Source organism: Pseudomonas sp. Eqa60, assembly GCF_018326405.1.
Classification (GTDB): domain Bacteria; phylum Pseudomonadota; class Gammaproteobacteria; order Pseudomonadales; family Pseudomonadaceae; genus Aquipseudomonas; species Aquipseudomonas protegens.
This window is the reverse complement of record NZ_AP024342.1, coordinates 6,713,919-6,740,898: the sequence shown is the minus strand read 5'-3', so window position 1 is coordinate 6,740,898 and position 26,980 is coordinate 6,713,919. Positions and strand designations below refer to the sequence as shown.

Here is a 26,980-nt window from a genome sequence, read left to right as displayed (position 1 = left end):
CTTCTGACAAAAAAACCCGCCTTCAAGCGGGTTTTTTTGTGCCCGGGATTCAGGCTTTCTGTTCGAAGGCCACATAGACCTTGCGGCAGGGCTCCAGCACTTCCCAGGTGCCCTTGAAGCCGGCCGGGATCACGAAGCGGTCGCCGACTCGCAGAGTCTTGGCATTGCCGTCGTGATCACGCAGTACCGATACGCCCTGGAGGATCTCGCAGTATTCGTGCTCGGTGAAGTTCACCGTCCACTGGCCTACGGCGCCTTCCCAGATCCCGGCATTGAGCTGGCCGCACGGGCTGGCGTAATGGTTGAACACCGCTTGCTCGGGGTCGCCCTTGAGGATTTTTTCCGCAGCGGGGCGGTAGCGTTCGCCCTCGGTGGTGGCCTGGCTGAAGTCGACGACGTTGTGGATGCTCATTGTTGTATTCCCCCGTGATTGCGGCGCGAGTGGCTATGAAGGCCAAAGTCTATGTTTATTAAAATGCACATAGCAATGGCGTTTGCCCGGGCTTTGTCAAATATATTGAAAGTACAGGTGTCGCTGGTTTAGGGTGGCGGGTGCCTTTGGCCGAAAACAGGCTGGCCGGGCAGAATTCTTCAGCAGTGCCGGCGTAGTTCGCATGGCGCTTGTATACAAATAAGAGGAGGACACTCGTATGACCACCCTGACTCGTGCCGACTGGGAACAACGTGCCCGCGACCTGAAAATCGAAGGTCGTGCCTACATCAACGGCGAATACACCGCATCGGCTTCCAGCGACACCTTCGAATGCATCAGCCCGGTAGACGGTCGCGTACTGGCGACCATCGCCAGCTGTGATGCCGCCGATGCCCAGCGCGCCGTGGAAAACGCCCGCGCCACCTTCAACTCCGGCGCCTGGTCGCGCTTGGCGCCGGCTAAGCGCAAGTCGGTGATGATCCGCTTTGCCGGCCTGTTGAAGCAGCACGCTGAAGAACTCGCGCTCCTGGAAACCCTGGACATGGGCAAGCCCATCAGCGACTCCCTGGATATCGACGTTCCCGGCGCCGCCCAGGCCCTGAGCTGGAGCGGCGAGGCCATCGACAAGATCTACGATGAAGTCGCTGCCACCCCTCACGACCAGTTGGGCCTGGTCACCCGTGAGCCGGTAGGCGTGGTCGCGGCCATCGTGCCGTGGAACTTCCCCCTGATGATGGCTTGCTGGAAACTGGGCCCGGCGCTGTCCACCGGTAACTCGGTGATCCTCAAGCCTTCGGAAAAATCCCCGCTGACCGCCATCCGCATCGCTGCCCTGGCAGTGGAAGCCGGGATTCCGGCGGGCGTGTTCAACGTACTGCCAGGCTACGGCCACACTGTCGGCAAGGCCCTGGCCCTGCACATGGACGTGGACACCCTGGTGTTCACCGGCTCCACCAAGATCGCCAAGCAGTTGCTGGTCTACTCCGGCGAATCCAACATGAAGCGCGTGTGGCTGGAAGCCGGCGGCAAGAGCCCGAACATCGTGTTCGCCGATGCTCCGGACCTGCAGGCCGCCGCCGAATCCGCCGCCAGCGCCATTGCCTTCAACCAGGGCGAAGTCTGCACCGCCGGCTCGCGCCTGCTGGTGGAGCGCTCCATCAAGGACAAATTCCTGCCGCTGGTGATCGAGGCCCTCAAGGGCTGGAAGCCGGGCAACCCGCTGGACCCGGCCACCAATGTCGGTGCCCTGGTGGACACCCAGCAGATGAACACCGTGCTGTCCTACATCGAAGCCGGGCATGCCGATGGCGCCAAGCTGGTGGCCGGTGGCAAGCGCACCCTGGAAGAAACCGGTGGCACCTACGTCGAGCCGACCATTTTCGATGGTGTCAGCAACGCGATGAAAATCGCCCAGGAAGAGATCTTCGGCCCTGTACTGTCGGTGATCGCCTTCGACAGCGTGGAAGAGGCGATCCAGATTGCCAACGACACGCCTTACGGCCTGGCAGCTGCGGTGTGGACCGCCAACATCTCCAAGGCCCACCAGACCGCCAAGGCCCTGCGTGCCGGCAGCGTCTGGGTCAACCAATACGACGGCGGCGACATGACCGCGCCGTTCGGCGGCTTCAAGCAGTCGGGCAACGGTCGCGACAAGTCGCTGCATGCGTTCGACAAGTACACCGAGCTGAAAGCCACCTGGATCAAGCTCTGAGTCTTGTCGTTTGAGGCGGGGCAGTGCCCCGCCTGATGTCGATCCATAGCGCAGCCGGACTTTCCGCAAGGGGAGTCCGGCTGTGTTGTCTGTGCCTTGCGAAACAATGATCCACAGGAGCGTGGAAATGCGTTGGGCGACCTATTTCGCCGTTTTGGCCGCAGTCTTGAGTGTCGGCCTGGCCCTGGGCGTGACCATGCCCCTGGTGTCATTTCGTCTCGAAAGCTGGGGCTACGGGCCTTTTGCAATTGGCGTGGTGGCGGCGATGCCGGCCATTGGCGTGTTGCTCGGGGCGAAGATCTCCAGCCGCCTGGCGGCGCGCTTCGGCACCGCCAGCCTGATGCGCCTGTGCCTGTGGGGTGGGGCGATCTCCATTGCCTTGCTGGCGCTGCTGCCCAGCTATCCGTTGTGGTTGGTGCTGCGCCTGATACTGGGAGTGGTCCTGACCATCATCTTCATTCTGGGGGAAAGCTGGATCAATCAGCTGGTGGTGGAGCAGTGGCGTGGCCGGCTGGTGGCGCTGTATGGCGCAAGCTATGCCTTGAGCCAGCTGGCCGGGCCCCTGCTGTTGGGCGTGCTGGGTACTGAGCATGATTACGGCTTCTGGACCGCGGTGGGTTTGCTGGTGGTATCACCGCTCCTGCTGTTGGGGCGCAGCGGGGCGCCGAGCACCGAGTCGTGCAGCGTGACCCTGTTTGACCTGTGGCACTTCTGTCAGAAGTTGCCGGCGATTGCCTGGGCAGTTGCATTGTTCGCTACTTTCGAGGCGCTGATTCTGACCCTGCTGCCGGTGTATTGCCTGAGCCAGGGGTTCACCGAAGACATTGCCCTGGCCATGGTCAGCACCGTGGTGGTGGGGGATGCACTTTTGCAACTGCCGATTGGCGCCCTGGCGGATCGGATTTCCCGGCGCGGCCTGTTCACCGGCTGCGCGGTGATCCTGCTGTGTTCCAGCCTGGCCATTCCGCTGTTGCTGGGCACCGTGCTGATCTGGCCACTGTGGGTGTTGTTCGGGGCCAGCGCCGGGGGCTTGTTCACCTTGTCGCTGATCCTGATCGGGGAGCGTTACCGCGATGATGCACTGGTGCGGGCCAATGCCCATGTGGCGCAGCTCTGGGGCATTGGCTGCCTGATCGGGCCGCTGGTGGCAGGGGCCGGCAGCCAGTGGGTGAGCGGCCACGCCATGTTGCTGCTGGTGGCGGCCGGGGCTTTTGGCTTGCTTGTCCTGCTGCTGCGCCAGGGGGCCTTTGGCGAAGCCCAGGCTGCGTTGTAGCCACTCAGAGCATGCGTTCCAGGCCGATGCGGGTGCTCAGCCAGGCATTGAAGCGGCGCCACCAGTTGCCGGGTTCATGGCCCAGGCTGTGCAACTGGCCCTGGTCCTCGGTCACCCAGACCAGCTTGCCGTCCAGCAGCTTGACCTGGTAGCTCAGGGCCGGCGCCATCCCCTGCAGGGCCAGGGCGCGGACATGTTCAGCCAGCTCGGGGCTGTCCACCAGCACCCCGACCTCGGTGTTCCACAGCACCGAACGGGGGTCGAAGTTGAACGAGCCGATGAAGCTCTTTCGTCGGTCGAAGATCATCGCCTTGCTGTGCAGGCTGGAGTCGGAGCCCTTGTAGGAGCCGCTGTGGAACAGGTGCGGCCCGCTGCCACCGCGCTCGCCCGGTTGTCGGCGCAGTTCGTAGAGCTTCACTCCATGTTCCAGCAATGCCTTGCGATAGGGCGCATAGCCGCCATGCACCACTGGCACGTCGGTGGCTTCCAGGGAGTTGGTCAACAGGCTCACCGAGACCCCGGCGTCCGCGCGCCCGGTCAGGTACACCAGCCCGGGCTGCCCCGGAACGAAGTAGGCCGAGATCATGATCAGCTCCTTGCCGACCCCGCTCAGTTCCGGTGCCAGCTGGGTGGTGAGCAGCAGGTGCGGGTCGGGGTCACCCTTGGCCAGGACCTTGGCCGGAGCGTCCCACAGGGCCTGGTTCCAGGCCCAGATCAGTTCCTTGCGCCAGATGTCCATGCGCGGCTGGGTCTGGTAGGTCATCAGTTGCCGGTACAGCGCCTGGTTCTGCCGGCGGCTGTCCTGCAAGGATTCCTCGAGGCGCAGCCGGGTGTTGTCCAGCGCCTTGGTGGAAGGTGTGCTGGACAGGAACTCGCCGATGGGGCGGCTCAGGGCGCTGTTCCAGTACTGGTCGAAGCTGTGGCCCAGTTGCTCGGCCACCGGACCCACGCTGAACATGTCGATGTCGGTGAAGTTCAGGTTGGGCTGGGCGTCGAAGTATTCATCCCCCAGGTTGCGCCCACCGACGATGGCCACGCTGTTGTCTGCCAGCCAGAGCTTGTTGTGCATCCGCCGATGCTGCTGCGACAGGTTGAACAGGCGGCCCATGGCCCGGGTCAGGCCGGTGCTGCGGCCCAGGTGCAGAGGGTTGAACAGGCGGATCTGGATCTGCGGATGGGCGGCCAGGGTGGCGATGATCTGGTCCAGGCCGTCGCTGGTGGTGTCGTCCAGCAGGATGCGTACCCGCACGCCACGATCGGCAGCCTTGAGCAGCTCGTCCACCAGCATGCGGGTGCTGATGCCGTCGTGGACGATGTAGTACTGCAGGTCGAGGCTGCTTTGCGCGTTGCGGATCAGCTCGGCGCGGGCCATGAACGCTTCGGTGCTGTTGGGTAGCAGGCGAAAGCCGGAACGCCCCTGGTAGGGCGCGGCCTGGGCCCGGATCGACTGGGCAAAGCCCGAATCACGGGCGGGCAGGGCCTGGCTGGGTTGGTACGGCACCTCGCGGGTAGCGCAGCCGCCCAGCCCGAGGCTCAGCAGCAGAAGCCAGGTGAAGGCCTGTATAGGGTTCAAGTCAGGTCATCTCGCATCACGGCACGGGTTGGCATGGGACGGCTGGCTTCCTGCTTCGGGTCGGGGTCAGTCCGAGGTTTCACTGAGCAGCTTGATGGCTGCAGCGCCGACCTTGCGTACCGCGTCTTCGATCTGCGCGGTTGGCTTGGCAGCGTAGTTCATCCGCAGGCAATTGCGGTACTTGCCCGAGGCGGAAAAGATGCTGCCCACGGCAATCTGCACCCCTTGCTCGAGCAGCACTCGGTTGAGCTTCAGAGCATCAAAGCCCTCGGGGAGTTCGATCCACAGCATGAAACTGCCCTGTGGCCGGCTGGCGCGAGTGCCGGCGGGGAAGTAGCGGCTGACCCAATCGAGCATCAGGTCACGATTGCGCTGGTACTGGGTGCGCATCTTGCGCAGATGTGGCTCGAAGTGGCCGCTCTTGAGAAACTCGGCGATGGCTACCTGGGGCTGCGGGGCCGTGGAGCCGGTGCTGATGTATTTCATGTGCAGTACACGTTCCAGGTAGCGGCCGGGCGCCACCCAGCCGATGCGCAGGCCTGGGGCCAGGGTTTTCGAGAACGAGCTGCACAGCAGCACCCGGCCATCATCGTCGAAGGACTTGATGGTGCGCGGGCGCGGGTAGGTGTAGGCCAGTTCGCCATACACATCGTCTTCGATGATCGCCACGTCGAAGCGCTGGGCCAGGGTCAGCAGTGCCCGCTTGCGCGGCTCTGGCATGATGTAGCCCAGGGGGTTGTTGCAGTTGGGCGTCAACTGTATGGCCTTGATCGGCCACTGTTCCAAAGCCAGTTCCAGAGCTTCCAGGCTGATTCCGGTAATGGGGTCGGTGGGGATCTCCAGGGCCTTCATGCCCAGGCCCTTGAGGGTCTGCATGGCGCCGTGGAAGCTCGGCGAGTCCACGGCGACGATATCCCCCGGCTCGCAGATGGCGCGAATGCTGGTGGACAGCGCCTCGTGGCAGCCGGTGGTGATCACCAGGTCGCCGGCCCCCAGCTGGCAGCCGGAATCCAGCATCAGTCGCGCGACCTGTTCGCGCAGCTCCAGCACGCCGTAAATGTTGTCGTAGTGCAGGCCTGGCATGTCCTGGCGCCGGCTGAGGCGGGCCAGGGCCCGAAGCAGAGGCTTGAGGGTGGGGGTGGTGATGTCCGGCATGCCGCGGCCCAGTTGCACCACGTCCTTGCGCGGCACGGCGCGAATCAGTTCCAGCACCTGGTCCCACTGCGAGATCTCTACCGGTCGCTGGGCCGGGCGGCCAACGGCGGGCAGGGCGGGCAGTTCGCGGCTGGGCGGCACGAAGTAGCCGGACTTGGGCTTGGGCATCGCCAGGCCGTTGTCTTCCAGCAGGCGGTAGGCCTGCTGCACGGTGCTCAGGCTGACCCCGTGCTCGACGCTCAGGGCGCGCACTGAGGGCAGTCGATCGCCGGGGCGGTAGAAGCCCTGCTCAATGCGGGTGCCCAGGAGTTCGGCGAGGTTGACGTAGAGGGTCATGGCATTGGCTCGTAGTGGGGGCGCGAGGACCGGTACAGATGGGGCAAAAATACAGGATTCAGCAGGATTTTTGGTAAAACTGTATGGAGTTAATACCGCTGTATTGAGTCTGTAATGGTTTTTGCGCACCAAGCATCCTATTGGCTCATGGCAACTTTGAGCAAACAGGAGCAATACAGATGAACGGCTTGAGCGATGTGCGTCTGTCGTTACGGAGTCAGGAGCTGCAGGCAGAGCAGGAGCAGGCACTGGCGGCACGCCTGCCACGCTCCGCACCGCCTGGGCTGAGCCCGCTGGGTCTGTACTGGCATCGGCTGCGCACGCGCAAGGCGTTGCTGGAGCTGACTGCCGAGCAGTTGCGCGATGTCGGCCTGAGCCGGGAAGAGGCGCGGGCCGAAGGTCTCAAGCCGTTCTGGCGGCTGTAGGCCGACGCCGCGCAGCCACGGGGAGGGTCAGAGCAGTTCCTTCAAGCGGTGCCAGAGCATGCCCAGGGCCAGCAGCGGCGAGCGCAGATGCTTGCCGCCCGGGAAAGTGATGTGCGGCACCTTGGCGAAGAGGTCGAAACCGCCGCCGTGCTGGCCGCTGATGGCCTCGCCCAGCAGCTTGCCCGCCAGGTGCGTGGCATTCAGGCCGTGGCCCGAATAGGCCTGGGCGTAATACACATTGGGCTGGTCCTTGAGCCGGCCGATCTGCGGCAGGCGGTTGGCGCCGATGCCGATCATGCCGCCCCATTGGTAGTCGATCTTCACTGCGGCCAGTTGCGGGAACACTTCCAGCATCTTCGGCCGCATGTAGGCGGCGATGTCCTTGGGATCACGCCCCGAATAATGACAGGCCCCCCGAACAGCAGGCGCCGGTCAGCCGAAAGGCGGTAGTAGTCCAGGGCCACGCGCTGGTCGCAGACCGCCATGTTCTGCGGCAGCAGTTCCTGGGCCAGGGCCGGGCTCAAGGGTTCGGTGGCGATGATGTAGCTGCCGGCCGGAAGCACCTTGCCCCCCAATTCCGGATTGAGATCGTTGAGGTAGGCGTTGCAGCCCAGCACCAGGGTCTTGGCCCGGACGGTGCCGCGACTGCTGTGGACCTTGACCTCGGGGCCGTAGTCGATGCGGGTCACCGCAGAGTGTTCGAACAGTTGCACCCCCAGTTGCTGCGCCGCCCGGGCTTCGCCCAGGGCCAGGTTCAGCGGGTGCAGGTGGCCCGAACCCATGTCGATCAAGCCGCCAACATAGCGCTTGGAACCCACCACGCTGTGCATTTCATCGGCCTGCAGCAGCCGGGTCTGGTGGCGATAGCCGAGGCTGCGCAGTTCCTCGGCGTCTTCGGCGAAGCCGGCAAGGTCGGCCGGCTTGTTGGCCAGGTCGCAGTAGCCCCAGGTCAGGTCGCAAGGGATCTGGAAACGCTCGATGCGTTGGCGGACGATCTCCACCGCCTCCAGCCCCATGAGCTTCATCTGCCGCACTCCGTCCTTGCCTATCACCTTGGTGAACTGGTCGAGGCCGTGGCCGACGCCGCGAATCAACTGCCCGCCATTGCGCCCGCTGGCGCCCCAGCCGATCTTGTGCGCCTCCAGCAGGACCACGCTGAGGCCACGCTCGGCCAGTTCCAGCGCGGTGTTGAGCCCGGAAAAACCGCCCCCGACCACGCACACATCGGCTGTCAGATCGCCCGCCAACGCTGGGTAGTCAGGTTGCGGCAGGCTGCTGGCGGCATAGTAGGAAGCGGCGTGCTGAAGGCTGGCGGGCATGGGATGCGTCCTGATGATGGTGTCGGTAAAAATGCGCGGAGCATAAGTCGGGCCTTTGCGCCGGGGCAACCGCAGGACGCCCGGTCCTGTCTGCCGCCAGGCATTTAGGGCAGAATTCACGGCTATTCATGCCCCGGTAGTCTTTTTCATGAGCTGTAACCGTCAAATCGTCCGCAGCCTGCGTCAGCAGATTCCCTCTTTCGAGTGCGTTCCCGGCTGCCACGACTGCTGCGGCCCGGTGACCACCTCGCCGGAGGAAATGTCCCGCCTGCCGCGCAAGACCGCTGCCGAGCAGGAAGCTGCCATGGACGAGCTCAACTGCGTGCACCTGGGACCCAACGGTTGCACCGTGTATGACGAGCGTCCGCTGATCTGCCGCCTGTTCGGCACCACGCCGAGCCTGCCTTGCCCCAACGGCCGGCGCCCGGTGGAGATGATCCACCCTCGGGTCGAAAAACAGATCCACGACTACATGGCCAGCACTCGCCAGGTCCTGGTCTAGCCCCGAGCACCCCGGCTTGCCGGCGAAGGCTGCACCCTCTCGCTTCAATCCGGAATCGGCAGGCTCAGGCTCTCCTTCACTTCTTCCATGACTATGTAGCTCTTGGACTCGCGCACGTGGGGCAGCTTGAGCAGGATGTCCCCCAGCAACTTGCGGTAGGACGCCATTTCCGAGATCCGCGCCTTGACCAGATAGTCGAAGTCGCCGGACACCAGGTGGCACTCCAGTACGTGGGGCAGCTTCAGCACCGCCCGGCGAAACTCCTCGAAGGTATCGCCGGACTTGTAGTCCAGGCTGATCTCGACGAACACCAGCAGGCTGCCCTTGAGGTGCTGCGGATTGAGCCGCGCGTTGTAGCCCATGATGATCCCTTCGCGCTCCAGGCGGCGCACGCGCTCGGTGCAGGGGGTGGTGGAGAGGCCCACTCGCTCCCCCAGCTCGGTGAAGGAAATGCGTCCGTCGGCCTGGAGTATCCGCAAGATATTGCGATCGATCTTGTCCAGGGCCCGACGGGTCTGATGGTTGGTGCGCATAGGGGATGCCCCTCCGTGAAAAGCAATATTGCCGAGAATTCTCGCCAAATATAGGCGGTTATATAGTGAAAATCACTGCTCAATGTTTCTTACACTGCGCCCATCTTTGCTCTGAATAACAAACGTCAGCGGTCAGCCGCGATGAGGATATGAAAATGCGCGTTCTGGTCTTGGGCAGTGGCGTTATCGGAACCACCAGTGCCTATTATCTGGCTCGAGCCGGATTTGAAGTGACCGTAGTGGACCGTCAGCCGGCCGCCGCCATGGAAACCAGCTTCGCCAACGCCGGCCAGGTCTCGCCTGGCTATGCGTCGCCCTGGGCCGCTCCGGGTGTACCGCTCAAAGCCATCAAATGGCTGCTGCAGCGCCACGCGCCACTGGCGATCAAGGCCACGGCCGACATCGACCAGTACCTGTGGATGGCGCAGATGCTGCGCAACTGCACCGCCAGCCGCTATGCGGTGAACAAGGAGCGCATGGTGCGCCTGTCCGAATACAGCCGTGACTGCCTCGACGAGTTGCGAGCGGAAACCGGCATTGCCTACGAAGGCCGCAGCCTGGGTACTACCCAGCTGTTCCGCACCCAGGCGCAGCTGGACGGTGCGGCGAAAGACATCGCCGTGCTCAAGGAGTCCGGCGTGCCGTTCGAACTGCTGGACCGCGAAGGCATCGCCCGGGTCGAGCCGGCCCTGGCCAACGTCACTGACATCCTCGCCGGTGCCCTGCGCCTGCCCAACGACCAGACTGGCGACTGCCAGATCTTCACCACGCGCCTGGCGGAAATGGCCAGCAAGCTGGGTGTGGAATTCCGCTTCGGCCAGGACATCCAGCGCATCGACTTTGCCGGTGACCGGATCAACGGCGTGTGGATCGACGGCAAGCTGGAAACCGCCGACCGCTATGTGCTGGCCCTGGGCAGCTACTCGCCGCAATTGCTCAAGCCGCTGGGCATCAAGGCGCCGGTGTACCCGCTCAAGGGTTACTCCCTGACCGTGCCGATCACCAACCCGGCCATGGCCCCCACTTCCACCATCCTCGACGAAACCTACAAGGTCGCGATCACCCGTTTCGACAACCGGATCCGGGTCGGCGGAATGGCTGAGATAGCCGGTTTTGACCTCTCGCTCAATCCGCGCCGGCGTGAAACGCTGGAGATGATCGTCAACGATCTCTATCCTCAGGGCGGCGACCTGTCCCAGGCCAGTTTCTGGACCGGGCTGCGTCCCACTACCCCGGATGGCACGCCGATTGTGGGCGCCACGCCGTTCCGCAACCTGTTCTTGAACACTGGCCACGGTACGCTCGGCTGGACCATGGCTTGCGGTTCCGGTCGCCTGCTGGCGGACCTGATGGCCAAGAAAAAGCCGCAGATCAGCGCCGAAGGCCTCGATATTTCCCGTTACGGTAACCCTCAGGAGTCAGCTAAACATGTCAATCCAGCGCCAGCTCACCAATGAGCGCATGAGCCAGATTGTTGTCCACGGCGGTACGGTGTATCTGTCCGGGCAAGTCGGCGATGACATGCAGGCCGGGATCGAACAGCAGACCCGCGAGACCCTGGCCAACATCGAACGCCTGCTGGACCTGGCCGGTACCGACAAGAGCAAGCTGCTGTCGGTGACCATCTACCTGAAGGATATCGATGCCCACTTCGCTGGCATGAACAGTGTCTGGGACCAGTGGCTGCCAAAAGGCGTGGCGCCGGCCCGGGCCACGGTCGAAGCCAAGCTGTGCGAACCGGAAATCCTGGTCGAGCTGTCCGTAGTGGCCGCTCTGCCTTAAGCGACAAGATCCCTCTCCCGGTGCCGGTGGCGGCTCGCCGTTATCCAGCACCGGTTTTTTATTCCCCATGACCGCCTAGAAGTCTGCCGCCATGCGCCCTGCCCGTGCCCTGATCGATCTCCAAGCCCTGCGTCACAACTACCAACTGGCCCGTGAAACCTCGGGAGTTCGTGCTCTCGCGGTGATCAAGGCCGATGCCTACGGCCATGGCGCGGTGCGCTGCGCCCAGGCACTGGAAGGCGAGGCCGACGGTTTCGCCGTGGCCTGCATCGAAGAAGCCCTGGAGCTGCGCGCCGCGGGCATTCGTGCGCCGGTGCTGCTGCTGGAAGGTTTTTTCGAAGCATCCGAGCTGGCGCTGATCGTCGAGCATGATTTCTGGTGCGTGGTGCATTCGCTGTGGCAACTCGAAGCCATCGAGCAGGCGGCCGTGGCCAAGCCACTGACGGTCTGGCTCAAGCTGGACTCGGGCATGCACCGGGTCGGCCTGCATCCCAAGGATTACCAGGCGGCGTATCAGCGCCTGCAGGCCAGCGGCAAGGTCGAGAAGATCGTGCTGATGAGCCACTTTGCCCGCGCCGATGAACTGGACTGCCCGCGTAGCAGCGAGCAGGTGGCGGTATTCGAAGCGGCTCGCCAGGGCCTCGGAGCGGAAATCAGCCTGCGCAATTCGCCGGCGGTCATGGGCTGGCCCAGCGTACCCAGCGATTGGGTGCGCCCGGGCATCATGCTCTACGGTTCGACGCCGTTCGAAGAAAACAACTCAGTGGCCGCGCGCTTGCAGCCGGTAATGACCCTGGAGTCCAAGGTGATCTGCGTGCGTGAACTGCCGGCCGGCGAGCCGGTGGGCTACGGCGCCAGGTTCATCACCGACAGGCCAATGCGCATTGGCGTGGTGGCCATGGGGTATGCCGACGGTTATCCGCGCCATGCGCCTACTGGTACGCCGGTACTGGTGGCCGGCCAGCGCAGCCGCCTGCTGGGCCGGGTGTCCATGGACATGCTGTGTGTCGACCTGACGGACGTGCCCCAGGTCGGTCTTGGTTCGACCGTGGAGTTGTGGGGCAAGAACATCCTCGCCAGCGATGTTGCGCAGGCCGCCGATACCATCCCTTATCAGCTGTTCTGCAACCTGCGCCGGGTGCCGTTGGTGTACTGCGAAGGCTGAGATTCCGTGGGCTGTACCGAAAGTCGCCTTCCCGGGGGAATCGGGAGCAAGTGTTGTAAATACTGAACGCTGTCGCCATGATAACGCTCAATTACAACAACGCCTGATTCCCGCCTAGGAGGCTGCCGCATTGGACGTCGGTGAACGACTGCAATCCATCCGTAAACTGAAAGGTCTTTCCCAGCGTGAACTCGCCAAGCGTGCGGGCGTCACCAATAGCACCATTTCAATGATCGAAAAGAACAGCGTCAGCCCCTCGATCAGCTCGCTGCGCAAGGTGCTGGGCGGCATTCCCATGTCCATGGTGGAGTTCTTTTCCGAGGAAATTCTCCAGGAAACGCCTTCTCAGATCGTCTACAAGGCCCACGAACTGATCGATATCTCCGATGGTGCGGTGACCATGAAGCTGGTGGGCCGGGCTCATCCGAGCCGCGCCATTGCCTTCCTCAACGAGATCTACCCGCCGGGTGCCGATACCGGTGAAGAGATGCTCACCCATGACGGCGAGGAAACCGGGATTCTCCTCGAGGGGCGCCTGGAACTGGTGGTAGGGCTTGAAACATTTGTCCTCGAAGCCGGCGATAGCTACTACTTTGAGAGTACGAAGCCGCACCGTTTCCGTAATCCGTTCGATGTTCCGGCGCGGCTAATCAGCGCAGCCACTCCAGCGAACTTCTAGATCAAGAGGCGTCCTGCAAGGCTTGCAGAGAGGCCCCCAGCGACATTTTGCCGCGAATAAGACCCCTTCGACTTTGGGGTTGTTTCAGTGTGGCGGGCTAACCGTTATACTTTCGCCCGCCTGCGAAACCGTGGCCGCAGGCGTGACTAGCCACCATTGAGGGTGTACGCGTGAACCTAATTATGAAAATGCTGGCCGCACCAGCAACCGTATTGGCCCTTTGGGCAGTCAGCGCTCAAGCTGCGACTAATGATGATATTGCCAAGCGTCTTGAGCCTGTCGGCCAGGTCTGCGTCCAGGGGCAGGAATGCAAGGGTATGGAAGTGGCCGCCTCTGCGGGCGGTGGCGGTGGCGCGAAATCCCCGGATGACGTGATCGCCAAGCACTGCAACGCTTGCCACGGCACCGGCCTGTTGGGCGCACCGAAAATCGGTGACACCGCAGCCTGGAAAGAGCGCGCCGATCACCAGGGCGGCCTCGACGGCATCCTGGCCAAGGCCATCACCGGGATCAATGCAATGCCGCCTAAAGGCACTTGCGCCGATTGCTCCGATGACGAGCTCAAAGGTGCAATCCAGAAGATGTCCGGCCTGAAATAAGCCGCCATCTTCAGCGAAAAAGCCGCTTACGAGCGGCTTTTTTGTGGGCGTAATTTGCCCTGTGTACTGGTCAATGCAGCAAACTCCCGGCAAGCTCGGTCCAACCTCAATTCATGGACGGTCCCCGGAGGGTCAGATGCTGCAATCCTGTTCTATCGAGCATGCGGTGGATGAAGTGCTCGCGCGTTTGCCGCAACACATTCACATGGGCATGCCCCTGGGGCTGGGTAAACCCAATCGTTTCGCCAATGCCCTGTACCGGCGCATCGCCGGGATGCCGGAACGCCAGCTGACCATCTACACCGCTTTGAGCCTGGGCCGGCCGGCCCTGGGCGACGGTTTGCAGAAGCGCTTTCTCGAACCCTTCGTCGAACGGGTATTCGGTGACTACCCGGAGCTGGATTTTCTCGCTGACCTGCATCGCGACAGCCTGCCGGCGAACATTCGCGTCGAGCAGTTCTTCATGCAGCCCGGCAGCCTCCTGCACAGTGCCCCGGCGCAGCAGGACTACGTCAGCAGCAACTACAGCCATGCCGCCCGGGACATCAACGCAGCCGGTCTGAACCTGGTGGCGCAACTGCTGGCCAGGGACCCGCAAGACGCGGGACGCCTGAGCCTGAGCTGCAACCCGGACATCACCCTCGACATGTTGCCGATGATTGCCAAGCGCCGGGCGCAGGGGGAAACCATCCTGATCCTCGGCCAGGTCCACAGCGACCTGCCCTATATGCCGGGGGACTCGGAAATCGATGCCGCGGACCTCGACCTGCTGATCGACGAGGAGGAGCGCAGTACGTTGTTCTCCACGCCGAACATGCCCGTGGGTATCCAGGACCATTGCATAGGCCTGCACGCCAGCACCTTGGTGCGCGACGGCGGCACCCTGCAGATCGGCATTGGCTCCATGGGCGATGCGCTGACCGCGGCCTTGCTCGCACGGCAGGCGGACAACGAGGGCTACCGCGCACTGCTGGCAGACCTGCAGGTGGATTACTGGCAGCCGCTGATCGATCGCGAAGGGGGTGTCGAGCCCTTTGCCCAAGGGCTCTACGGCTGCAGCGAAATGTTCGTCAACGGCCTGCTGGCCCTGGCCGACGCGGGCATCGTGCGGCGCAAGGTGTACCCGACCGTGGCGCTGCAAGAGCAAGCCAATGCCGGCACCCTGGATCCGGATTCGGCTGTCGGCGGGGTCTCGATCCATGGCGGTTTCTTCCTTGGCCCGCGCAGCTTCTATCAGCGCCTGCGGGAGCTGCCCAAGAGCAGGCTGGCGCAGTTCAACATGACCGCCATCAGCTACATCAACGAGCTGTATGGCCATGAGGAGCTCAAGCGTCTGCAACGCCGAGATGCGCGCTTTATCAACAGCGCCTTCACCATGACCCTGATGGGTGCGGCGGTGTCCGACCAGTTGCAGGGCGGGCGCGTGCTGAGCGGGGTGGGCGGGCAATACAACTTCGTCGCCCAGGGCCATGCCCTGGCGGATGCCCGCTCGGTGCTAATCCTGCGCAGCTGGCGCGAGTCGGCGGGGAAGTGAGCTCCAACATTGTCTGGGAATACGGCCACTGCACCATCCCCCGTCACCTGCGGGACATCGTGATCACCGAGTACGGCATCGCCGATCTGCGGGGCAAGACGGACGCCAAGGTGATCGAGGCGTTGCTCAATATCAGCGATTCACGCTTCCAGGCCGGATTGATCGAGCAGGCACAGAAAGCCGGCAAGCTGGCGAAGGACTTTCGTCTGGAGCCGCGTTTTGCCGACAACAGCCCACAGCGTTTGCAGAACATTCAGGCGCGTCATCGCCACCTGTTCCCGGAGTATCCGCTGGGCAGTGATTTCAGCGCCCAGGAGCGCGATCTGCTGCGGGCGCTGAACTGGCTCAAGAGCAAGTTCAAGCTCAGCGAGATCCTCGAGCTGGGCAAGGCGGCACTCGACGCACCGGAGCCCGCGGCGTTTGCCGAGCACTTGGAACGCATGGGGCTGGAGAAACCCGAAGGCCTGCGTGAAGACCTGTACCAGCGGTTCCTGCTGGCGGGTCTGCAGGCCACGGCCCCCAACTTGTCGTAGGAGACGGCTTGCCGGCGAATGGGCCTTGAAGTCTTGCGCTGCTCTCAAGGGCGTCTTCGCTGGCAAGCCAGTTCCTACACAAATCTGTTGCTCTGGCGGGCGGGGTTACTCGATGAAGGTGACCACGCCGCCGGCCAGGGATTTGACCCGGGCCAGGGATTCCACGCGGTAGCCCTGGGAGTCCAGTTCGGCACGACCGCCCTGGAACGACTTCTCGATGACGATGCCCAGGCCGGCCACGGTGGCGCCGGCCTGCTTGATGATCGAGATCAGTGCCTGGGACGCCTTACCGTTGGCCAGGAAGTCGTCGATGATCAGCACGCGGTCGCTGCTGGTCAGGTGCCGCGGGGAAATGGCGACGGTGCTTTCCACCTGCTTGGTGAAGGAGTACACGGTGGCCGACAGCAGGTTCTCGGTCAGGGTCAGGGACTGGTGCTTGCGGGCGAAGATCACCGGCACGCCCAGGTTCAGACCGGTCATGATCGCCGGGGCTATCCCTGAGGCTTCGATGGTGACGATCTTGGTGATGCCCGAATCCTTGAACAGCGTGGCGAATTCGTCGCCGATCAACTTCATCAACTGCGGGTCGATCTGATGGTTCAGAAAGGCGTCGACCTTCAGTACTTGATCGGAAAGCACGATGCCTTCTTCGCGAATTTTCTTGTGCAGTGCTTCCACGGAGCTTCCTCTACTGGCCACGTCTGGGCCAAAGGTCTGTTAAAAAATAGTCGATTTTAACGCTTTAACATCGCGCGTATATCCGCCAAGGCGCTATTGCCGCGAACGGCCTTCACTTCGGTCGGGGTGTCGTCGTTGCCTTCCCAGGCCAGATCGTCCGGGGGCAGCTCATCGAGGAAGCGGCTTGGCGCGCAGTCGATGATTTCACCGTACTGCTTGCGCTTGGCCGCAAAGGTAAAGGCCAGGGTCTGACGCGCGCGGGTAATGCCCACATAGGCCAGGCGCCGTTCTTCCTCGATGGTATCGGCTTCGATACTGGAGCGGTGCGGGAGGATTTCCTCTTCCATGCCCATGATGAACACGTAGGGAAATTCCAGACCCTTGGAGGCATGCAAGGTCATCATCTGCACGCCCTCGGCGCCGTCTTCCTCCTCCTGCTGACGTTCCAGCATGTCGCGCAGGACCAGCTTGCCGATGGCGTCTTCGACGGTCATCTCGCCGTCTTCGTCTTTTTCCAGGGTGTTCTTCAAGGCCTCGATCAGGAACCAGACGTTGCCCATCCGGTAGTCCGCCGCCTTGTCGCTGGAGCTGTTGGTGCGCAGCCAGTTCTCGTAGTCGATGTCCATGACCATGCTGCGCAGGGCGGAAATCGGGTCTTCGCCGGCGCACTGTTCGCGGACCCGGTCCATGAAGCGCTTGAAGCGCGCCAGGCGGTCGGTGAAACGGCTGTCCAGATGTTCGCCCAGGCCGATCTCGTCGGTGGCGGCGTACATCGAGATCTTGCGTTCGGTGGCGTAGTTGCCGAGTTTTTCCAGGGTCGTGGAGCCGATTTCCCGGCGCGGCACGTTGATCACCCGGAGGAAGGCGTTGTCGTCATCCGGGTTCACGATCAGGCGGAAGTAGGCCATCAGATCCTTTACTTCCTGGCGTCCGAAGAAGCTGTTACCGCCGGACAGGCGATAGGGCACCTGGTGGTGCTGCAGCTTCAGTTCGATCAGCTTGGCCTGGTAGTTACCCCGGTAAAGAATGGCGAAGTCGCTGTAGGGGCGGTCGGTGCGCAGGTGCAGGCTGAGGATTTCCATGGCCACCCGTTCGGCCTCGGCATCTTCGTTGCGGCAGCGGATCACGCGGATCTCGTCGCCGTGGCCCATCTCGCTCCACAGCTGCTTTTCGAATTCGTGGGGGTTGTTGGAGATCAGCACGTTGGCGCAGCGCAGGATACGGCTGGTGGAGCGGTAGTTCTGCTCCAGCATCACCACTTTCAGGGACGGGTAGTCGTCCTTGAGCAGCATCAGGTTTTCCGGGCGTGCGCCGCGCCAGGCGTAGATCGACTGGTCATCGTCGCCCACCACGGTGAACTGGTTGCGCTTGCCGATCAGCATCTTCACCAGCAGGTACTGGCTGGCGTTGGTGTCCTGGTATTCGTCCACCAGCAGGTAGCGCACCTTGTTCTGCCATTTCTCCAGGATGTCGGCGTGCTCTTCGAACAGCTTCACCGGCAGCAGGATCAGGTCGTCGAAGTCCACTGCGTTGAACGCCTTGAGCGTGCGCTGGTAGTGGGTGTAGACGATGGCGGCGGTCTGTTCCTTGGGGTTGCGGGCGTTTTCCAGGGCCTCGGCGGGCAGGATCAGGTCATTCTTCCACGAGCCGATCATGTTCTTGATCTCGTCGACGCCGTCGTCCCCGGAATACTCCTTCTGCATGATGTCGGTCATCAGGGCCTTGACGTCAGTCTCGTCAAAGATCGAGAAGCCCGGCTTGTAGCCCAGCCGCACATGCTCCTTGCGGATGATGTTCAGGCCCAGGTTGTGGAAGGTCGAGACCGTCAGGCCACGGCCTTCGCCGCTGCGCAGCAGGGTGCCGACCCGCTCCTTCATTTCCCGCGCGGCCTTGTTGGTAAAGGTCATGGCGACAATGTACTGGGCGCGGATGCCGCAATTCTGGATCAGGTGCGCGATCTTGCGGGTGATCACGCTGGTCTTGCCGGAGCCTGCGCCGGCGAGCACCAAAAGAGGGCCGCCGACATAGTTCACGGCTTCTTGCTGCCGGGGATTGAGTCGGGACATGACGGTAAAAAGGGATCGGTTACGAAAAGGGCGGGCATTTTAACAGGCTGGACGGATTCTGCTGCCTCTGTCCGACTTGTGACGCACAACGCGATCTAAATTTGCCGGTTTTGATACTTTCCCTCAGGATGCGCGCTGAATATGCGTCTAATGTTCGAGTTAGAGCGGTACAAGAAATTGCGTATGATAATCAATATCAATTGTTATTGTTTATTTGCGCGCCATAATGCCCGCCGCCAACTTAATTTGCAGAGTCTAGGGAGCTAGCTTGTCTAAGCCTGTCGAACCCTTGCGTTTGCTGCTACTGGCTGAAGAGCCGGTGTGGACAGCGTTGTTGCGCGAGTGTGTCGCTCCGTTGGGAGACTCGGTGGTATTGATCAGTGCTCCCAGCTGGGAGTCTGTCAGCCGTTTGTTTGAAGACGACCGCAACGCGGTCCTGTTGACCCTTCCTCATTTGCAGCCCGGCCCCGGGCGTTGCAGCCTGCCCACCGTGTTGCTGCTGGACCAGGAACCGCCCGTAGCCCCTGTAGGCGTCAGCGACTGGCTGGTGAGTTCCTGCCTGAGTACCGATGCCCTGCGCCGTTGCCTGCGCCATGTACGTGAGCGCGGCCTGCTGGAAAACACCCTGCAGCGCCTGGCAGAGCAGGACCCCCTGACCGGCATCGCCAACCGCCAGGGGTTCCAGACCTTGCTGGCCGCGCGCCTGGCGGAAAACGAAGGCCGTGGCCTGGCCCTGGGCCATCTCGACCTGGACAATTTCCGCCACGCCAACGACGCCCTGGGCCACCAGGCCGGCGACCGGCTGATCCTGCAGGTGGTCTCGCGCCTGAAAAGCCAGCTTGAGGCCGGCGATCAACTGGCCCGCCTGGGCAGTGATGAGTTTGCCTTGCTCATCGACACCCGCCGCGCTCCACAGCGGGCCGAGTGGATGGCCGAGCGCATCACCGAAGCCATGGCCGAGCCCTATTGGGTCGATGGCGAAAGCCTGCTGATCGGCTGCAGCCTGGGGATTGCCCATGCCCGGGCCAATGCCGGCGCCGACCCGCTGATGTGGCATGCACACATCGCCATGCAACAGGCCAAGAGCACCCAGGGCTGCACCTTTCATATCTTCAACGAGCGGATCAATCGCAACGCTCGCAGCCTGGCCGACCTGGAAAGCGAACTGCGCCGGGCCCTGCGCCGCGACGAACTGGAGCTGCACTACCAGCCCCGGCTGAACCTGCATGACGGCAAGATCGTGGGCCTCGAAGCCCTGGTGCGCTGGCGCCATGGCGAGCGCGGCCTGTTGCCGCCCAGCGAGTTCGTGCCCCTGGCCGAGCAGAGCGGGCTGATCGTGCCTCTGGGCTACTGGGTGATTTCCCGTGCGCTGCGGGACATGCAGGCCCTGCGTGAACGCGGCCTGCCGCCGTTGCACATGGCGGTGAACCTGTCGTTCCGCCAGTTCCAGGACAGCCAACTGCTCTCGACCCTGAGCCGCCTGATTGCCGAGCGCGGAGTCGAGGCCCAGTGGCTGGAATTCGAATTGACCGAGACCGCAGTGATGCGCCGCAGTGACCTGGTGAAGCAGACCATGGATGCCCTGGGGCGCCTGGGAGTGCGTTTCTCCCTGGACGATTTCGGTACCGGCTTCTCTTCCTTCGTCCACCTCAACAGCCTGCCCATTACCCTGCTCAAGGTGGACAAGAGCTTTGTCGGCGGCATGGAGCAGCGCGAAGAGAACCGCAAGCTGGTCCACGCCATGATCAACCTGGCCCATAACCTGAACCTGAATGTGGTGGCCGAAGGCGTGGAGACGGCGGAACAGCTGGCCTTGCTGCGGGGCTTTGGTTGCGACCAGGCCCAGGGCTATCTGATCAGCAAGCCGCTGCCCCTGGCGGAACTGATGGACTATCTGACCTTCGGCAGCAGCCAGCAGGCGCTGCAGGAAGGGACGGTTTAAACCGGCGCCGGTTCGGGCTCAATCCGCCTGGCCGGCCTGGAGAGTCATGGCCGGCACGGGCGGCTCACGCCGGATCATGCGGCGCATCCGCCACTCGAATGCCAGGGTCAGGCTGATGGCCGCACACGCCAGCCCCAGGGCCAGGCCCCACCAGACACCGGTCGGCCCCCAGCCCAGGGTGAAGGCCATCAGCCAGGCCGAAGGTGCGCCAATCAGCCAGTAGCAGCCCAGGCCCACCAGGAAGGTGGTCTTGGCATCCTTGAGGCCACGGATCGCGCCCATGGCAATGGTCTGGGTGCCGTCGAACAGCTCGAACCAGGCGGCCACCGCCAGCAGGCTCACGGCCAGCCGGATCACCTCGGCGAAGGCCGGGTCGTTGTGGTCGAGGAACAGCCCGATCAGTTGGTTCGGCAGCAGCCAGAAGATCATGGCGAACCCCAGCATCGCCACCGCGCCAAAGGCGATGCCCACGCGCCCGGCCAATCGTGCATCGAGCAATTGCCCGGCGCCGTAATGCTGGCCGATGCGCATGGTGATGGCGTAGGAAATCCCCGCCGGCACCATGAACGCCACCGAGACGATCTGCAGGGCGATCTGGTGCGCTGCCAGTTGCGTGCTGCCCATGGTGCCCATGCACAGGGCGGCGAAGGCAAACAGCCCGACTTCCACCGCGTAGGTGCCGCCGATGGGCAGGCCCAGGCGCCACAGCTCCCGCAGGTAATGGGTGTTCAGCCGGGATAGGCCCTGGCGCAGCGGGTAGGCGGCGTAGGCCGGGTGGCGCTTGATGTGCCAGGCCAGGGCCACGGCCATGCAGTTGGCGACGATGGCGGTCACCAGGCCAATGCCCACCAGGCCGAGCTTGGGCAGGCCGAACATGCCGGTGATCAGCGCGTAGTTGAGGAGGAAGTTGGCCACGGTGCCGCCCAGGCTGATGACCATCACCGGCGTGGCCCGGCCGATGGCGCTGGTGAAGCCGCGCAGGGCCATGAAACTCAGGTAGCCGGGCAGGGCGAACGGCAGGATCAGCAGGAACTGGCCGGCGGCGTGGACGTTGCTTTCGGTCTGGCCGAACAGCAACAGCAGCGGCTTGAGGTTCCACAGCAGCAGGCCGGCCACCAGGGCCATCAGCCAGGCCAGCCAGAGCCCGGCCTGGGTCAGGCGCGCTGCGCCCTCGATGTCGCCAGCGCCCTGGCGGATTGCTACCAGTGTGCCCACCGCGGCAATCACGCCGATGCAGAAGATTGATACGAAGGAGTAGCTGGCCGCACCCAGGCCGCCGCCGGCCAGGGCCTCGGGGCTCAGGCGGGCCATCATCAGGGTGTCGGTGAGGACCATCAGCATGTGCGCCAGCTGCGAGGCGATCAGCGGCCCCGCCAGCCGCAGGATGGCCCAGAGTTCGGTACGTGCTGGATGCTGCATGGTCATCAGGCTCGATCAGGAGAAAGTCCGGGAGAGCGCTGATTCTCGGCGCTCTTGGCCCATAGCACAAAGGGATAAAAACGATTGCTGGCATGATTAAAACTCATGCGAAGCACTTTCTGGTAGCGTGGCCCTGTCCCGTCCTGGAGTGCCTGCATGTCCCGTCGTCTTCCTCCGCTGTATGCCCTGCGCGCCTTCGAGGCAGCGGCCCGGCACAGCTCGTTCACCCGGGCAGCCGAAGAGCTGTCGATCACCCAGAGTGCGGTCAGCCGGCATATCCGGACCCTGGAGGATCACTTCGCTTGCCGGCTGTTCCAGCGCAGCGGGCGCAACTTGCAACTGACCGAGGCGGCGCGCTTGCTGCTGCCGGGGATACGCGAGGGCTTCGGTGCCCTGGAACGGGCCTGCAATACCCTGCGTGCCGAAGATGACATCTTGCGCATGAAGGCGCCCTCGACCCTGACCATGCGCTGGCTGTTGGCGCGACTCAGCCGCTTCCGCCATTTGCAGCCGGGCAATGAGGTGCAGCTCACCAGTGCCTGGATGGACGTGGACTCGGTGGACTTCAACCAGGAGCCCTTCGACTGCGCGGTGCTGCTGAGCAATGGCCACTTCCCCCCGGACTGGGAGGCCAGCTACCTGTTTCCCGAACTGCTGATTCCGGTGGGCGCGCCGAACCTGCTCAATGATCAGCCCTGGGACGTGGCGCGCCTGGCCGCCACCGAGCTGTTGCACCCGACCCCGGACCGCCGCGACTGGCGCAGTTGGCTGGAGCACATGGGCCTGACCGACCAGGTGTCCCTCAAGGGCGGGCAGGTGTTCGACACCCTGGAGCTGGGGATGATTGCCGCTGCGCGGGGTTATGGCGTGTCCATGGGGGACTTGCTGATGGTGGCCGAGGATGTGGCCCAGGGTCGCTTGAGCCTGCCCTGGCCGACAGCGGTGGCCAGTGGCCTGAACTACTATCTGGTGTGGCCCAGGACCCGGCCCGGAGGCGAGCGTTTGCGGCGCCTCAGCGACTTCCTTCAGGGCGAGGTCCAGGCCATGCAACTGCCCGCCGTAGAGCGCCTGGGCTGAAACGTTGCAGTACCCGGCTGGCGGGGCGTGCAAATATCCCTGCAAAGCGCTCAAGTATTGGCTTGTGCCGCCGAATCCATGGGTTATGGAACCAGCGTTCAGGAAGGTCCTAACTGATTAAAAATCTTAGAATTATGACTGCCGAGGGTGCTGACCGATCAGGATGATCCGCCTTCTCGGCAAGGAGCCATCATGTCCCAACCCCGTGCCCGCATAGCCTCTCAGCTAGGGCTCGCCCTTGCCTTGATACTCGCCCTGGTGATCAGCGGCAGCACCCTGTTCGCCTTGCGTTCGCTGGACTCGGCGAACCTCGACACCCGAGAGGAACACCTGGCCAGTGAAGCCCGCCTGCTGGCCGATCAGCTCAACACGTTCCACGGCAGCCTGCGCGAGAGCACCCAGCGCCTCAGCGGCCTGTTCGAAAACCGCTTCAGCAGCGGCCTGAGCCTGCATCCGGAACAACCGGTGAGCGTGGCCGGGGTGCAGACCCCGGGATTGCACCTGGGGGATGTGGTGCTGAACAACAACTTCGCCGAAGTCGACCAGTTCAAGCAGATGACCGCCGGTGTGGCGACCTTGTTCGTGCGCAGTGGCGATGACTTCGTGCGGGTCAGTACCTCCCTGAGCAAGCAGGATGGCAGCCGCGCCATCGGCACCTTGCTCGACCATGCCCACCCGGCCTATCAGAAACTCATGGCGGGCCAGGGTTATGTGGGCCGGGCCTTGCTCTTCGAACGCTTCTACATGACCCAGTACACCCCGGTGCTGGACCGCAGCGGCAAGGTCATCGCGGTGCTGTTTGTCGGCTTCGATTACACCGATGCGCAAAATGCCCAGTTCGCCAACCTCAAGCGCTTCCGCATCGGCCAGAGCGGCTCCCTGGCCCTGCTCGACGAGCAGAACAAGTGGCTGGTGCCACCGGCCGGCGTGCAGGCGCCGGAGCAGGCGGCGCAGGTCATGGCGCAAGCGGCCAAGGAGCCGGGCAAGGGGCGTTTCTGGAGTGATCAGGGCGAAGACTTCTACAGCCTGGCAGTGCCGTTCGAGGGGGGCCCCTGGTCGGTGGTGGCGAGCATGCCCAAGGCAGAGATCCGCGCGGTGACCTGGAGCGTTGGTATTCGGCTGGTGATCGGCAGCCTGCTGGCCATGCTGCTGGCGGTGGGCGCTACGGTCTGGCTGCTGCGCAGCAAGCTGGCACCGCTGAGCGACCTGGTGCGCCAGGCCCAGGCCCTGGGCGGCGGTGACCTGAGCGCACGGCTGAACGTTGCCAGCCATGACGAAATCGGCCAGTTGGCCCGCAGCTTCAACCAGATGGGCGAAGCCCTGTCGACCATGGTCGAGCACATCCGCCGCTCTGCCGCCGAGGTCAATGGCCGGGCCCAGGTGCTGTCCGGCTTGTCCAGCGGTGCATATGAAGGCATGGAGCAGCAGTCCGGCGAGATCACCAGCATGGCCGGGGCGGTGGAGGAGTTCAGCGCCACCTCGCTGAACATCGCCGACAACATGGGCAGTACCCAGCGCCTGGCCCAGGAAAACGCCCAGCAGACCCATATTGGCCGCACCTCCATGCAAGAGGCCTCGTCTTCCCTGGAACAGATCGCCGGAGCCCTCAACAGCACGGCCACGGTGATCAACACCCTGGGCCAGCGCTCCCAGGAGATCGGAGGAATTGTCGGAGTGATCACCGCGATTGCCGACCAGACCAACCTGCTGGCCCTGAATGCCGCTATCGAGGCCGCCCGGGCCGGTGAGCAGGGCCGCGGTTTTGCCGTGGTGGCGGATGAGGTACGCAACCTGGCCTCGCGTACCCGTGAAGCCACGGATGAAATCTCCCAGATGATCAACAGCATCCAGCAGGAAACCGGCCACGCCATCCAGACCATGGAGCAGGGCAACCGCCTGATGCAGGAAGGCCTGTCGCGCAACGCCGACGTGGCCTCGGCCCTGGCCCTGATCGACGAGCAGAGCCGCAGCGCCGGCGAGCAGTTTGCCGCCATCACTACCGCGACCCAGGAGCAGAGCAGCACCGCCACGGTACTCAGCAGCAATCTGCAGAGCATTGCCCAGGCCAACAGCGAGCAGCGTGAAGTGGTGTCCAACCTGGCGGTCACTGCCCGTGAGCTGGAAACCCTGGCCGCGGACCTGCGCCAGGAAGTCGATCGCTTCCGCTGACGGCTGCCGCCTCGCCCCTCAATCCGGGTTGGGGGGCGAAAGTTGCAATGAGGCTTGATTCGACTAAAACAGATGAGCAGTGGTTTGCCCCAAGGACCTCCCTTTCAGCAGGAGCTGGCATGACTCATCTTTCCCGTTTCGTCCCCCGCGCCCTGGCGCTGTCGGCACTCTTGCTCAGCCCGGCGGCGTTCAGCCAGGAAAGCCCGGCGTTCATCGCCCCGGCTACCTGGAATACCCCGTTCAACGGCATCGCCCAGGTGGCCTGTCACAACTGCTACGAGAAGCAATACGCAAGCACCTTCAGCAGCGTGCTCGACAGTGTGCGCACCCTGGAACTGGACTTCTGGGACCAGCGCGATGCGGTGACCGGCGGCTCGCCCCGGCACTGGTTCGTGCGGCACAACCCCGGCACCCTGTTCCAGTCCGGCAACGACAACAATTGCACGGGCGATGGCACCGGCAAGAACGATCTCGAAGCCTGCCTCAACGACGTCAAGAACTGGAGCGACAACCACCCCGGGCACTTTCCCATCACGGTGATCCTCGACAAGAAGCAGGGCTGGTCGAAGGAAAGCTCGGGGCGCACGCCCAAGGATTTCGATGAGCTGGTGACCCGGGTCTTCCAGGGCAAGCTCTATACCCCCCAGGACCTGGCCACGCACATCGGCAGCAGCGCAAGCGCCTTGCAGGGCAACCTCAAGGGCAAGTCCTGGCCCACCGCCAGCCAGCTTCAGGGCAAGGTCCTGCTGGTGCTCAACCACTCGGAAAACCAGAAGCTCTCGCAGTACGCCGAGGCCCGGACTTCCAGCGCCAAGGTGTTCATCTCGCCGGTGACCAATGGCCAGAACGATGTCAGCGGCAAGGTCAGTGGCATGTCCGGCCAGTCGTCCGGCTACGTGGCCATGAACAACATGTCCAAGGGCGACAAGAAGTGGGCGGCCCAGGCCTTTGCCTACAGCCATGTGGGCCGGGTCTGGGGCGATGACGGGGTGTCGTTCGCCCAGCACATCAGCGAGAAGGTCAACCTCTCGGCCTACTACAAGTTCGCCGAGCAGAACTCCGGCGGCTATCGCATCCGGCCGTTCTGAGCTTCACCGGGGTTCGGTCGGTTCACCGAGCCCCGGGTCCACGCGCTTGCCGATGTCCCGCAGGCGCGCCAGTTGATCGACCATGGTCGGTGCTTCATCGACGCTGCTGACAAAGGTCCACAGGTAGGTCATCACCGCATACACATGGCCGGCCTTGATCTCGGGCGACAGCGCCAACTGGCTGATGGCAATGACGAACAGCACCGCTGCCACAGCGCCAAGGAACAGATAGGCCGCGGCTTCCCGATCCGAGAGCCCGATGCGCAGCCGCGACAGCAGGCGATAGTGACGCTGCAGCGAGACCGCGCCGACCCTGGCCACCAGGCCGATTTCCTTTTCCAGCCGGTTATTCAGGCGTTCGTGCAGTTGCTGGTTGCGCCGGGCAAAACGTGGCAGCAGGGTCATGCACAGCAACAGCGCCGTGAGGCAGGCGAGGCCGATCCAGGGTTCGATCACCAGCAGCATCACTGCCGCCCCGACGATCGACACCAGGGCCGTGGCGATGGTCGGCACGTGCTTTTCGAAGAAGTCGACGAACTCCCGGGCCAGCACCACCCGCGCCGCGGCGGTGGAGGTGTCCTGCTGTTGCAGGCGCTGGTTGAGAATCACCGGCACCGCCAGGTCCGCGTAGATGCGGGTGAAGGTACGGGTGTCCACCGCGCGCCGCGCCGCGCCCACTACCCAGAAGCCCAGCACCACCAGGGCATAGATCAGCGCATGGGCAGCGTCGCCCCGCAGGATCGAATCCACGGCGAAGCCGGCGAACAGCGGGTAGGCCAGCAGCAGGGCGTTTTCCAGGGCCACCAGGGACAAGGTGACGAATAGCTTGCCCGGATAGGCCCGAGCAATGGCCTTGAGGGTCTGGCTGGCGGTCTGCTGGCCGATTTTCTGGGTTGGATCCACGACGATGAGTGGGGTGACGGCGGACATGAGTGCACCACAAGAGTGATAACGGTTAATATTGAGCGACTGCTCAATTATCTTTGAGC

The 26,980-nt window shown here is 63.5% G+C and carries 21 protein-coding genes and 2 pseudogenes; 14 read left to right on the top strand and 9 right to left on the bottom strand.

Annotated elements, in window-relative coordinates; genetic code table 11:
• Positions 1–49: 49 nt before the first annotated feature.
• On the bottom strand, positions 50–412 hold the full coding sequence (locus KI242_RS30680) for a cupin domain-containing protein (protein ID WP_015637468.1): 363 nt from the start codon (positions 410–412) through the stop codon (positions 50–52).
• A 238-nt stretch (positions 413–650) separates the two neighbouring features.
• On the opposite strand from KI242_RS30680, the gene KI242_RS30675 reads away from it, so the two are divergent.
• On the top strand, positions 651–2,144 hold the full coding sequence (locus KI242_RS30675) for an aldehyde dehydrogenase (protein WP_011064217.1): 1,494 nt from the start codon (positions 651–653) through the stop codon (positions 2,142–2,144).
• 127 nt (positions 2,145–2,271) lie between these two features.
• Positions 2,272–3,417: an MFS transporter gene (locus KI242_RS30670; RefSeq protein ID WP_011064216.1), complete on the top strand. Its 1,146-nt coding sequence runs from the start codon at positions 2,272–2,274 to the stop codon at positions 3,415–3,417.
• Positions 3,418–3,421: 4 nt separating this feature from the next.
• On the opposite strand, the gene KI242_RS30665 is transcribed toward KI242_RS30670, so the two are convergent.
• Both KI242_RS30665 and KI242_RS30660 read right to left on the bottom strand, forming a co-directional pair.
• Positions 3,422–4,990, bottom strand: a complete 1,569-nt coding sequence (locus KI242_RS30665; protein WP_015637466.1) for a phospholipase D family protein — start codon at positions 4,988–4,990, stop codon at positions 3,422–3,424.
• 66 nt (positions 4,991–5,056) lie between these two features.
• The gene (locus tag KI242_RS30660; RefSeq protein ID WP_011064214.1) at positions 5,057–6,481 is read right to left on the bottom strand and encodes a PLP-dependent aminotransferase family protein; all 1,425 of its coding nucleotides are present in this window, start codon (positions 6,479–6,481) and stop codon (positions 5,057–5,059) included.
• 179 nt (positions 6,482–6,660) lie between these two features.
• Here KI242_RS30660 and KI242_RS30655 point away from each other — a divergent pair, with 179 nt between their 5' ends.
• A complete protein-coding gene (locus KI242_RS30655; RefSeq protein ID WP_011064213.1) occupies positions 6,661–6,906 on the top strand; it encodes a DUF1127 domain-containing protein in 246 nt (81 codons plus the stop codon).
• A 27-nt stretch (positions 6,907–6,933) separates the two neighbouring features.
• Here KI242_RS30655 and KI242_RS30650 read toward each other — a convergent pair.
• A pseudogene (locus tag KI242_RS30650) lies at positions 6,934–8,225 on the bottom strand (FAD-binding oxidoreductase).
• A gap of 148 nt (positions 8,226–8,373) precedes the next feature.
• Here KI242_RS30650 and KI242_RS30645 point away from each other — a divergent pair.
• Complete coding sequence (locus KI242_RS30645; RefSeq protein ID WP_011064211.1) at positions 8,374–8,727, top strand: YkgJ family cysteine cluster protein; 354 nt, start codon at positions 8,374–8,376, stop codon at positions 8,725–8,727.
• A 44-nt stretch (positions 8,728–8,771) separates the two neighbouring features.
• On the opposite strand, the gene KI242_RS30640 is transcribed toward KI242_RS30645, so the two are convergent.
• On the bottom strand, positions 8,772–9,260 hold the full coding sequence (locus KI242_RS30640; protein WP_011064210.1) for an Lrp/AsnC ligand binding domain-containing protein: 489 nt from the start codon (positions 9,258–9,260) through the stop codon (positions 8,772–8,774).
• A 155-nt stretch (positions 9,261–9,415) separates the two neighbouring features.
• Here KI242_RS30640 and dadA point away from each other — a divergent pair, with 155 nt between their 5' ends.
• From dadA to KI242_RS30610, 6 genes and pseudogenes are all read left to right on the top strand, one after another.
• Positions 9,416–10,717, top strand: coding sequence for a D-amino acid dehydrogenase (gene dadA / locus KI242_RS30635; RefSeq protein ID WP_011064209.1), 1,302 nt, complete (start codon positions 9,416–9,418; stop codon positions 10,715–10,717).
• Positions 10,689–11,042 carry a RidA family protein gene (locus KI242_RS30630; RefSeq protein ID WP_011064208.1) on the top strand — a complete coding sequence of 118 codons (354 nt, stop codon included), beginning with the start codon at positions 10,689–10,691 and terminating at the stop codon, positions 11,040–11,042. Before dadA ends, KI242_RS30630 begins: the two co-directional genes overlap by 29 nt.
• 91 nt (positions 11,043–11,133) lie before the next feature.
• Positions 11,134–12,207: an alanine racemase gene (gene alr / locus KI242_RS30625; protein ID WP_212805785.1), complete on the top strand. Its 1,074-nt coding sequence runs from the start codon at positions 11,134–11,136 to the stop codon at positions 12,205–12,207.
• A gap of 130 nt (positions 12,208–12,337) precedes the next feature.
• Positions 12,338–12,886, top strand: coding sequence for a cupin domain-containing protein (locus tag KI242_RS30620; protein ID WP_015637462.1), 549 nt, complete (start codon positions 12,338–12,340; stop codon positions 12,884–12,886).
• Positions 12,887–13,068: 182 nt separating this feature from the next.
• Positions 13,069–13,485, top strand: a complete 417-nt coding sequence (locus KI242_RS30615; protein WP_011064205.1) for a c-type cytochrome — start codon at positions 13,069–13,071, stop codon at positions 13,483–13,485.
• Positions 13,486–13,621: 136 nt separating this feature from the next.
• Positions 13,622–15,552: pseudogene (locus KI242_RS30610) on the top strand (acetyl-CoA hydrolase/transferase C-terminal domain-containing protein).
• Between the two features lie 105 nt (positions 15,553–15,657).
• Here KI242_RS30610 and KI242_RS30605 read toward each other — a convergent pair.
• Both KI242_RS30605 and rep read right to left on the bottom strand, forming a co-directional pair.
• Positions 15,658–16,230 carry a xanthine phosphoribosyltransferase gene (locus KI242_RS30605; protein ID WP_011064203.1) on the bottom strand — a complete coding sequence of 191 codons (573 nt, stop codon included), beginning with the start codon at positions 16,228–16,230 and terminating at the stop codon, positions 15,658–15,660.
• Between the two features lie 56 nt (positions 16,231–16,286).
• A complete protein-coding gene (rep, locus tag KI242_RS30600) occupies positions 16,287–18,296 on the bottom strand; it encodes a DNA helicase Rep (RefSeq protein WP_011064202.1) in 2,010 nt (669 codons plus the stop codon).
• A gap of 268 nt (positions 18,297–18,564) precedes the next feature.
• Between rep and KI242_RS30595 the strand changes: the two genes are divergently transcribed.
• On the top strand, positions 18,565–20,238 hold the full coding sequence (locus KI242_RS30595) for a bifunctional diguanylate cyclase/phosphodiesterase (protein WP_011064201.1): 1,674 nt from the start codon (positions 18,565–18,567) through the stop codon (positions 20,236–20,238).
• 18 nt (positions 20,239–20,256) lie between these two features.
• On the opposite strand, the gene KI242_RS30590 is transcribed toward KI242_RS30595, so the two are convergent.
• Complete coding sequence (locus KI242_RS30590; protein WP_011064200.1) at positions 20,257–21,663, bottom strand: NorM family multidrug efflux MATE transporter; 1,407 nt, start codon at positions 21,661–21,663, stop codon at positions 20,257–20,259.
• Positions 21,664–21,813: 150 nt separating this feature from the next.
• On the opposite strand from KI242_RS30590, the gene KI242_RS30585 reads away from it, so the two are divergent.
• From KI242_RS30585 to KI242_RS30575, 3 genes are all read left to right on the top strand, one after another.
• Positions 21,814–22,734 (top strand): LysR substrate-binding domain-containing protein, encoded by a 921-nt coding sequence (locus KI242_RS30585; protein WP_011064199.1) that lies wholly within the window; start codon positions 21,814–21,816, stop codon positions 22,732–22,734.
• Positions 22,735–22,926: 192 nt separating this feature from the next.
• The gene (locus KI242_RS30580; protein WP_072443471.1) at positions 22,927–24,903 is read left to right on the top strand and encodes a methyl-accepting chemotaxis protein; all 1,977 of its coding nucleotides are present in this window, start codon (positions 22,927–22,929) and stop codon (positions 24,901–24,903) included.
• Between the two features lie 119 nt (positions 24,904–25,022).
• Positions 25,023–25,991 (top strand): phosphatidylinositol-specific phospholipase C domain-containing protein, encoded by a 969-nt coding sequence (locus tag KI242_RS30575; protein WP_053160431.1) that lies wholly within the window; start codon positions 25,023–25,025, stop codon positions 25,989–25,991.
• A gap of 3 nt (positions 25,992–25,994) precedes the next feature.
• Here the strand turns inward: KI242_RS30575 and KI242_RS30570 are convergent, their stop codons facing one another.
• Entirely contained in the window at positions 25,995–26,921 is a 927-nt protein-coding gene (locus KI242_RS30570) for an ABC transporter six-transmembrane domain-containing protein (protein ID WP_170866332.1), read from the bottom strand.
• Between the last annotated feature and the right edge of the window lie 59 nt (positions 26,922–26,980).

Bases quoted from the DNA above. Each gene is read 5' to 3' on its own strand.
- KI242_RS30680 (WP_015637468.1), bottom strand. From the start codon at position 412: ATGAGCATCCACAACGTCGTCGACTTCAGCCAGGCCACCACCGAGGGC.
- KI242_RS30675 (WP_011064217.1), top strand. From the start codon at position 651: ATGACCACCCTGACTCGTGCCGACTGGGAACAACGTGCCCGCGACCTG.
- KI242_RS30670 (WP_011064216.1), top strand. From the start codon at position 2,272: ATGCGTTGGGCGACCTATTTCGCCGTTTTGGCCGCAGTCTTGAGTGTC.
- KI242_RS30660 (WP_011064214.1), bottom strand. From the start codon at position 6,481: ATGACCCTCTACGTCAACCTCGCCGAACTCCTGGGCACCCGCATTGAG.
- KI242_RS30655 (WP_011064213.1), top strand. From the start codon at position 6,661: ATGAACGGCTTGAGCGATGTGCGTCTGTCGTTACGGAGTCAGGAGCTG.
- KI242_RS30645 (WP_011064211.1), top strand. From the start codon at position 8,374: ATGAGCTGTAACCGTCAAATCGTCCGCAGCCTGCGTCAGCAGATTCCC.
- KI242_RS30640 (WP_011064210.1), bottom strand. From the start codon at position 9,260: ATGCGCACCAACCATCAGACCCGTCGGGCCCTGGACAAGATCGATCGC.
- dadA (WP_011064209.1), top strand. From the start codon at position 9,416: ATGCGCGTTCTGGTCTTGGGCAGTGGCGTTATCGGAACCACCAGTGCC.
- KI242_RS30630 (WP_011064208.1), top strand. From the start codon at position 10,689: ATGTCAATCCAGCGCCAGCTCACCAATGAGCGCATGAGCCAGATTGTT.
- alr (WP_212805785.1), top strand. From the start codon at position 11,134: ATGCGCCCTGCCCGTGCCCTGATCGATCTCCAAGCCCTGCGTCACAAC.
- KI242_RS30615 (WP_011064205.1), top strand. From the start codon at position 13,069: ATGAAAATGCTGGCCGCACCAGCAACCGTATTGGCCCTTTGGGCAGTC.
- rep (WP_011064202.1), bottom strand. From the start codon at position 18,296: ATGTCCCGACTCAATCCCCGGCAGCAAGAAGCCGTGAACTATGTCGGC.
- KI242_RS30590 (WP_011064200.1), bottom strand. From the start codon at position 21,663: ATGACCATGCAGCATCCAGCACGTACCGAACTCTGGGCCATCCTGCGG.
- KI242_RS30585 (WP_011064199.1), top strand. From the start codon at position 21,814: ATGTCCCGTCGTCTTCCTCCGCTGTATGCCCTGCGCGCCTTCGAGGCA.
- KI242_RS30580 (WP_072443471.1), top strand. From the start codon at position 22,927: ATGTCCCAACCCCGTGCCCGCATAGCCTCTCAGCTAGGGCTCGCCCTT.
- KI242_RS30575 (WP_053160431.1), top strand. From the start codon at position 25,023: ATGACTCATCTTTCCCGTTTCGTCCCCCGCGCCCTGGCGCTGTCGGCA.
- KI242_RS30570 (WP_170866332.1), bottom strand. From the start codon at position 26,921: ATGTCCGCCGTCACCCCACTCATCGTCGTGGATCCAACCCAGAAAATC.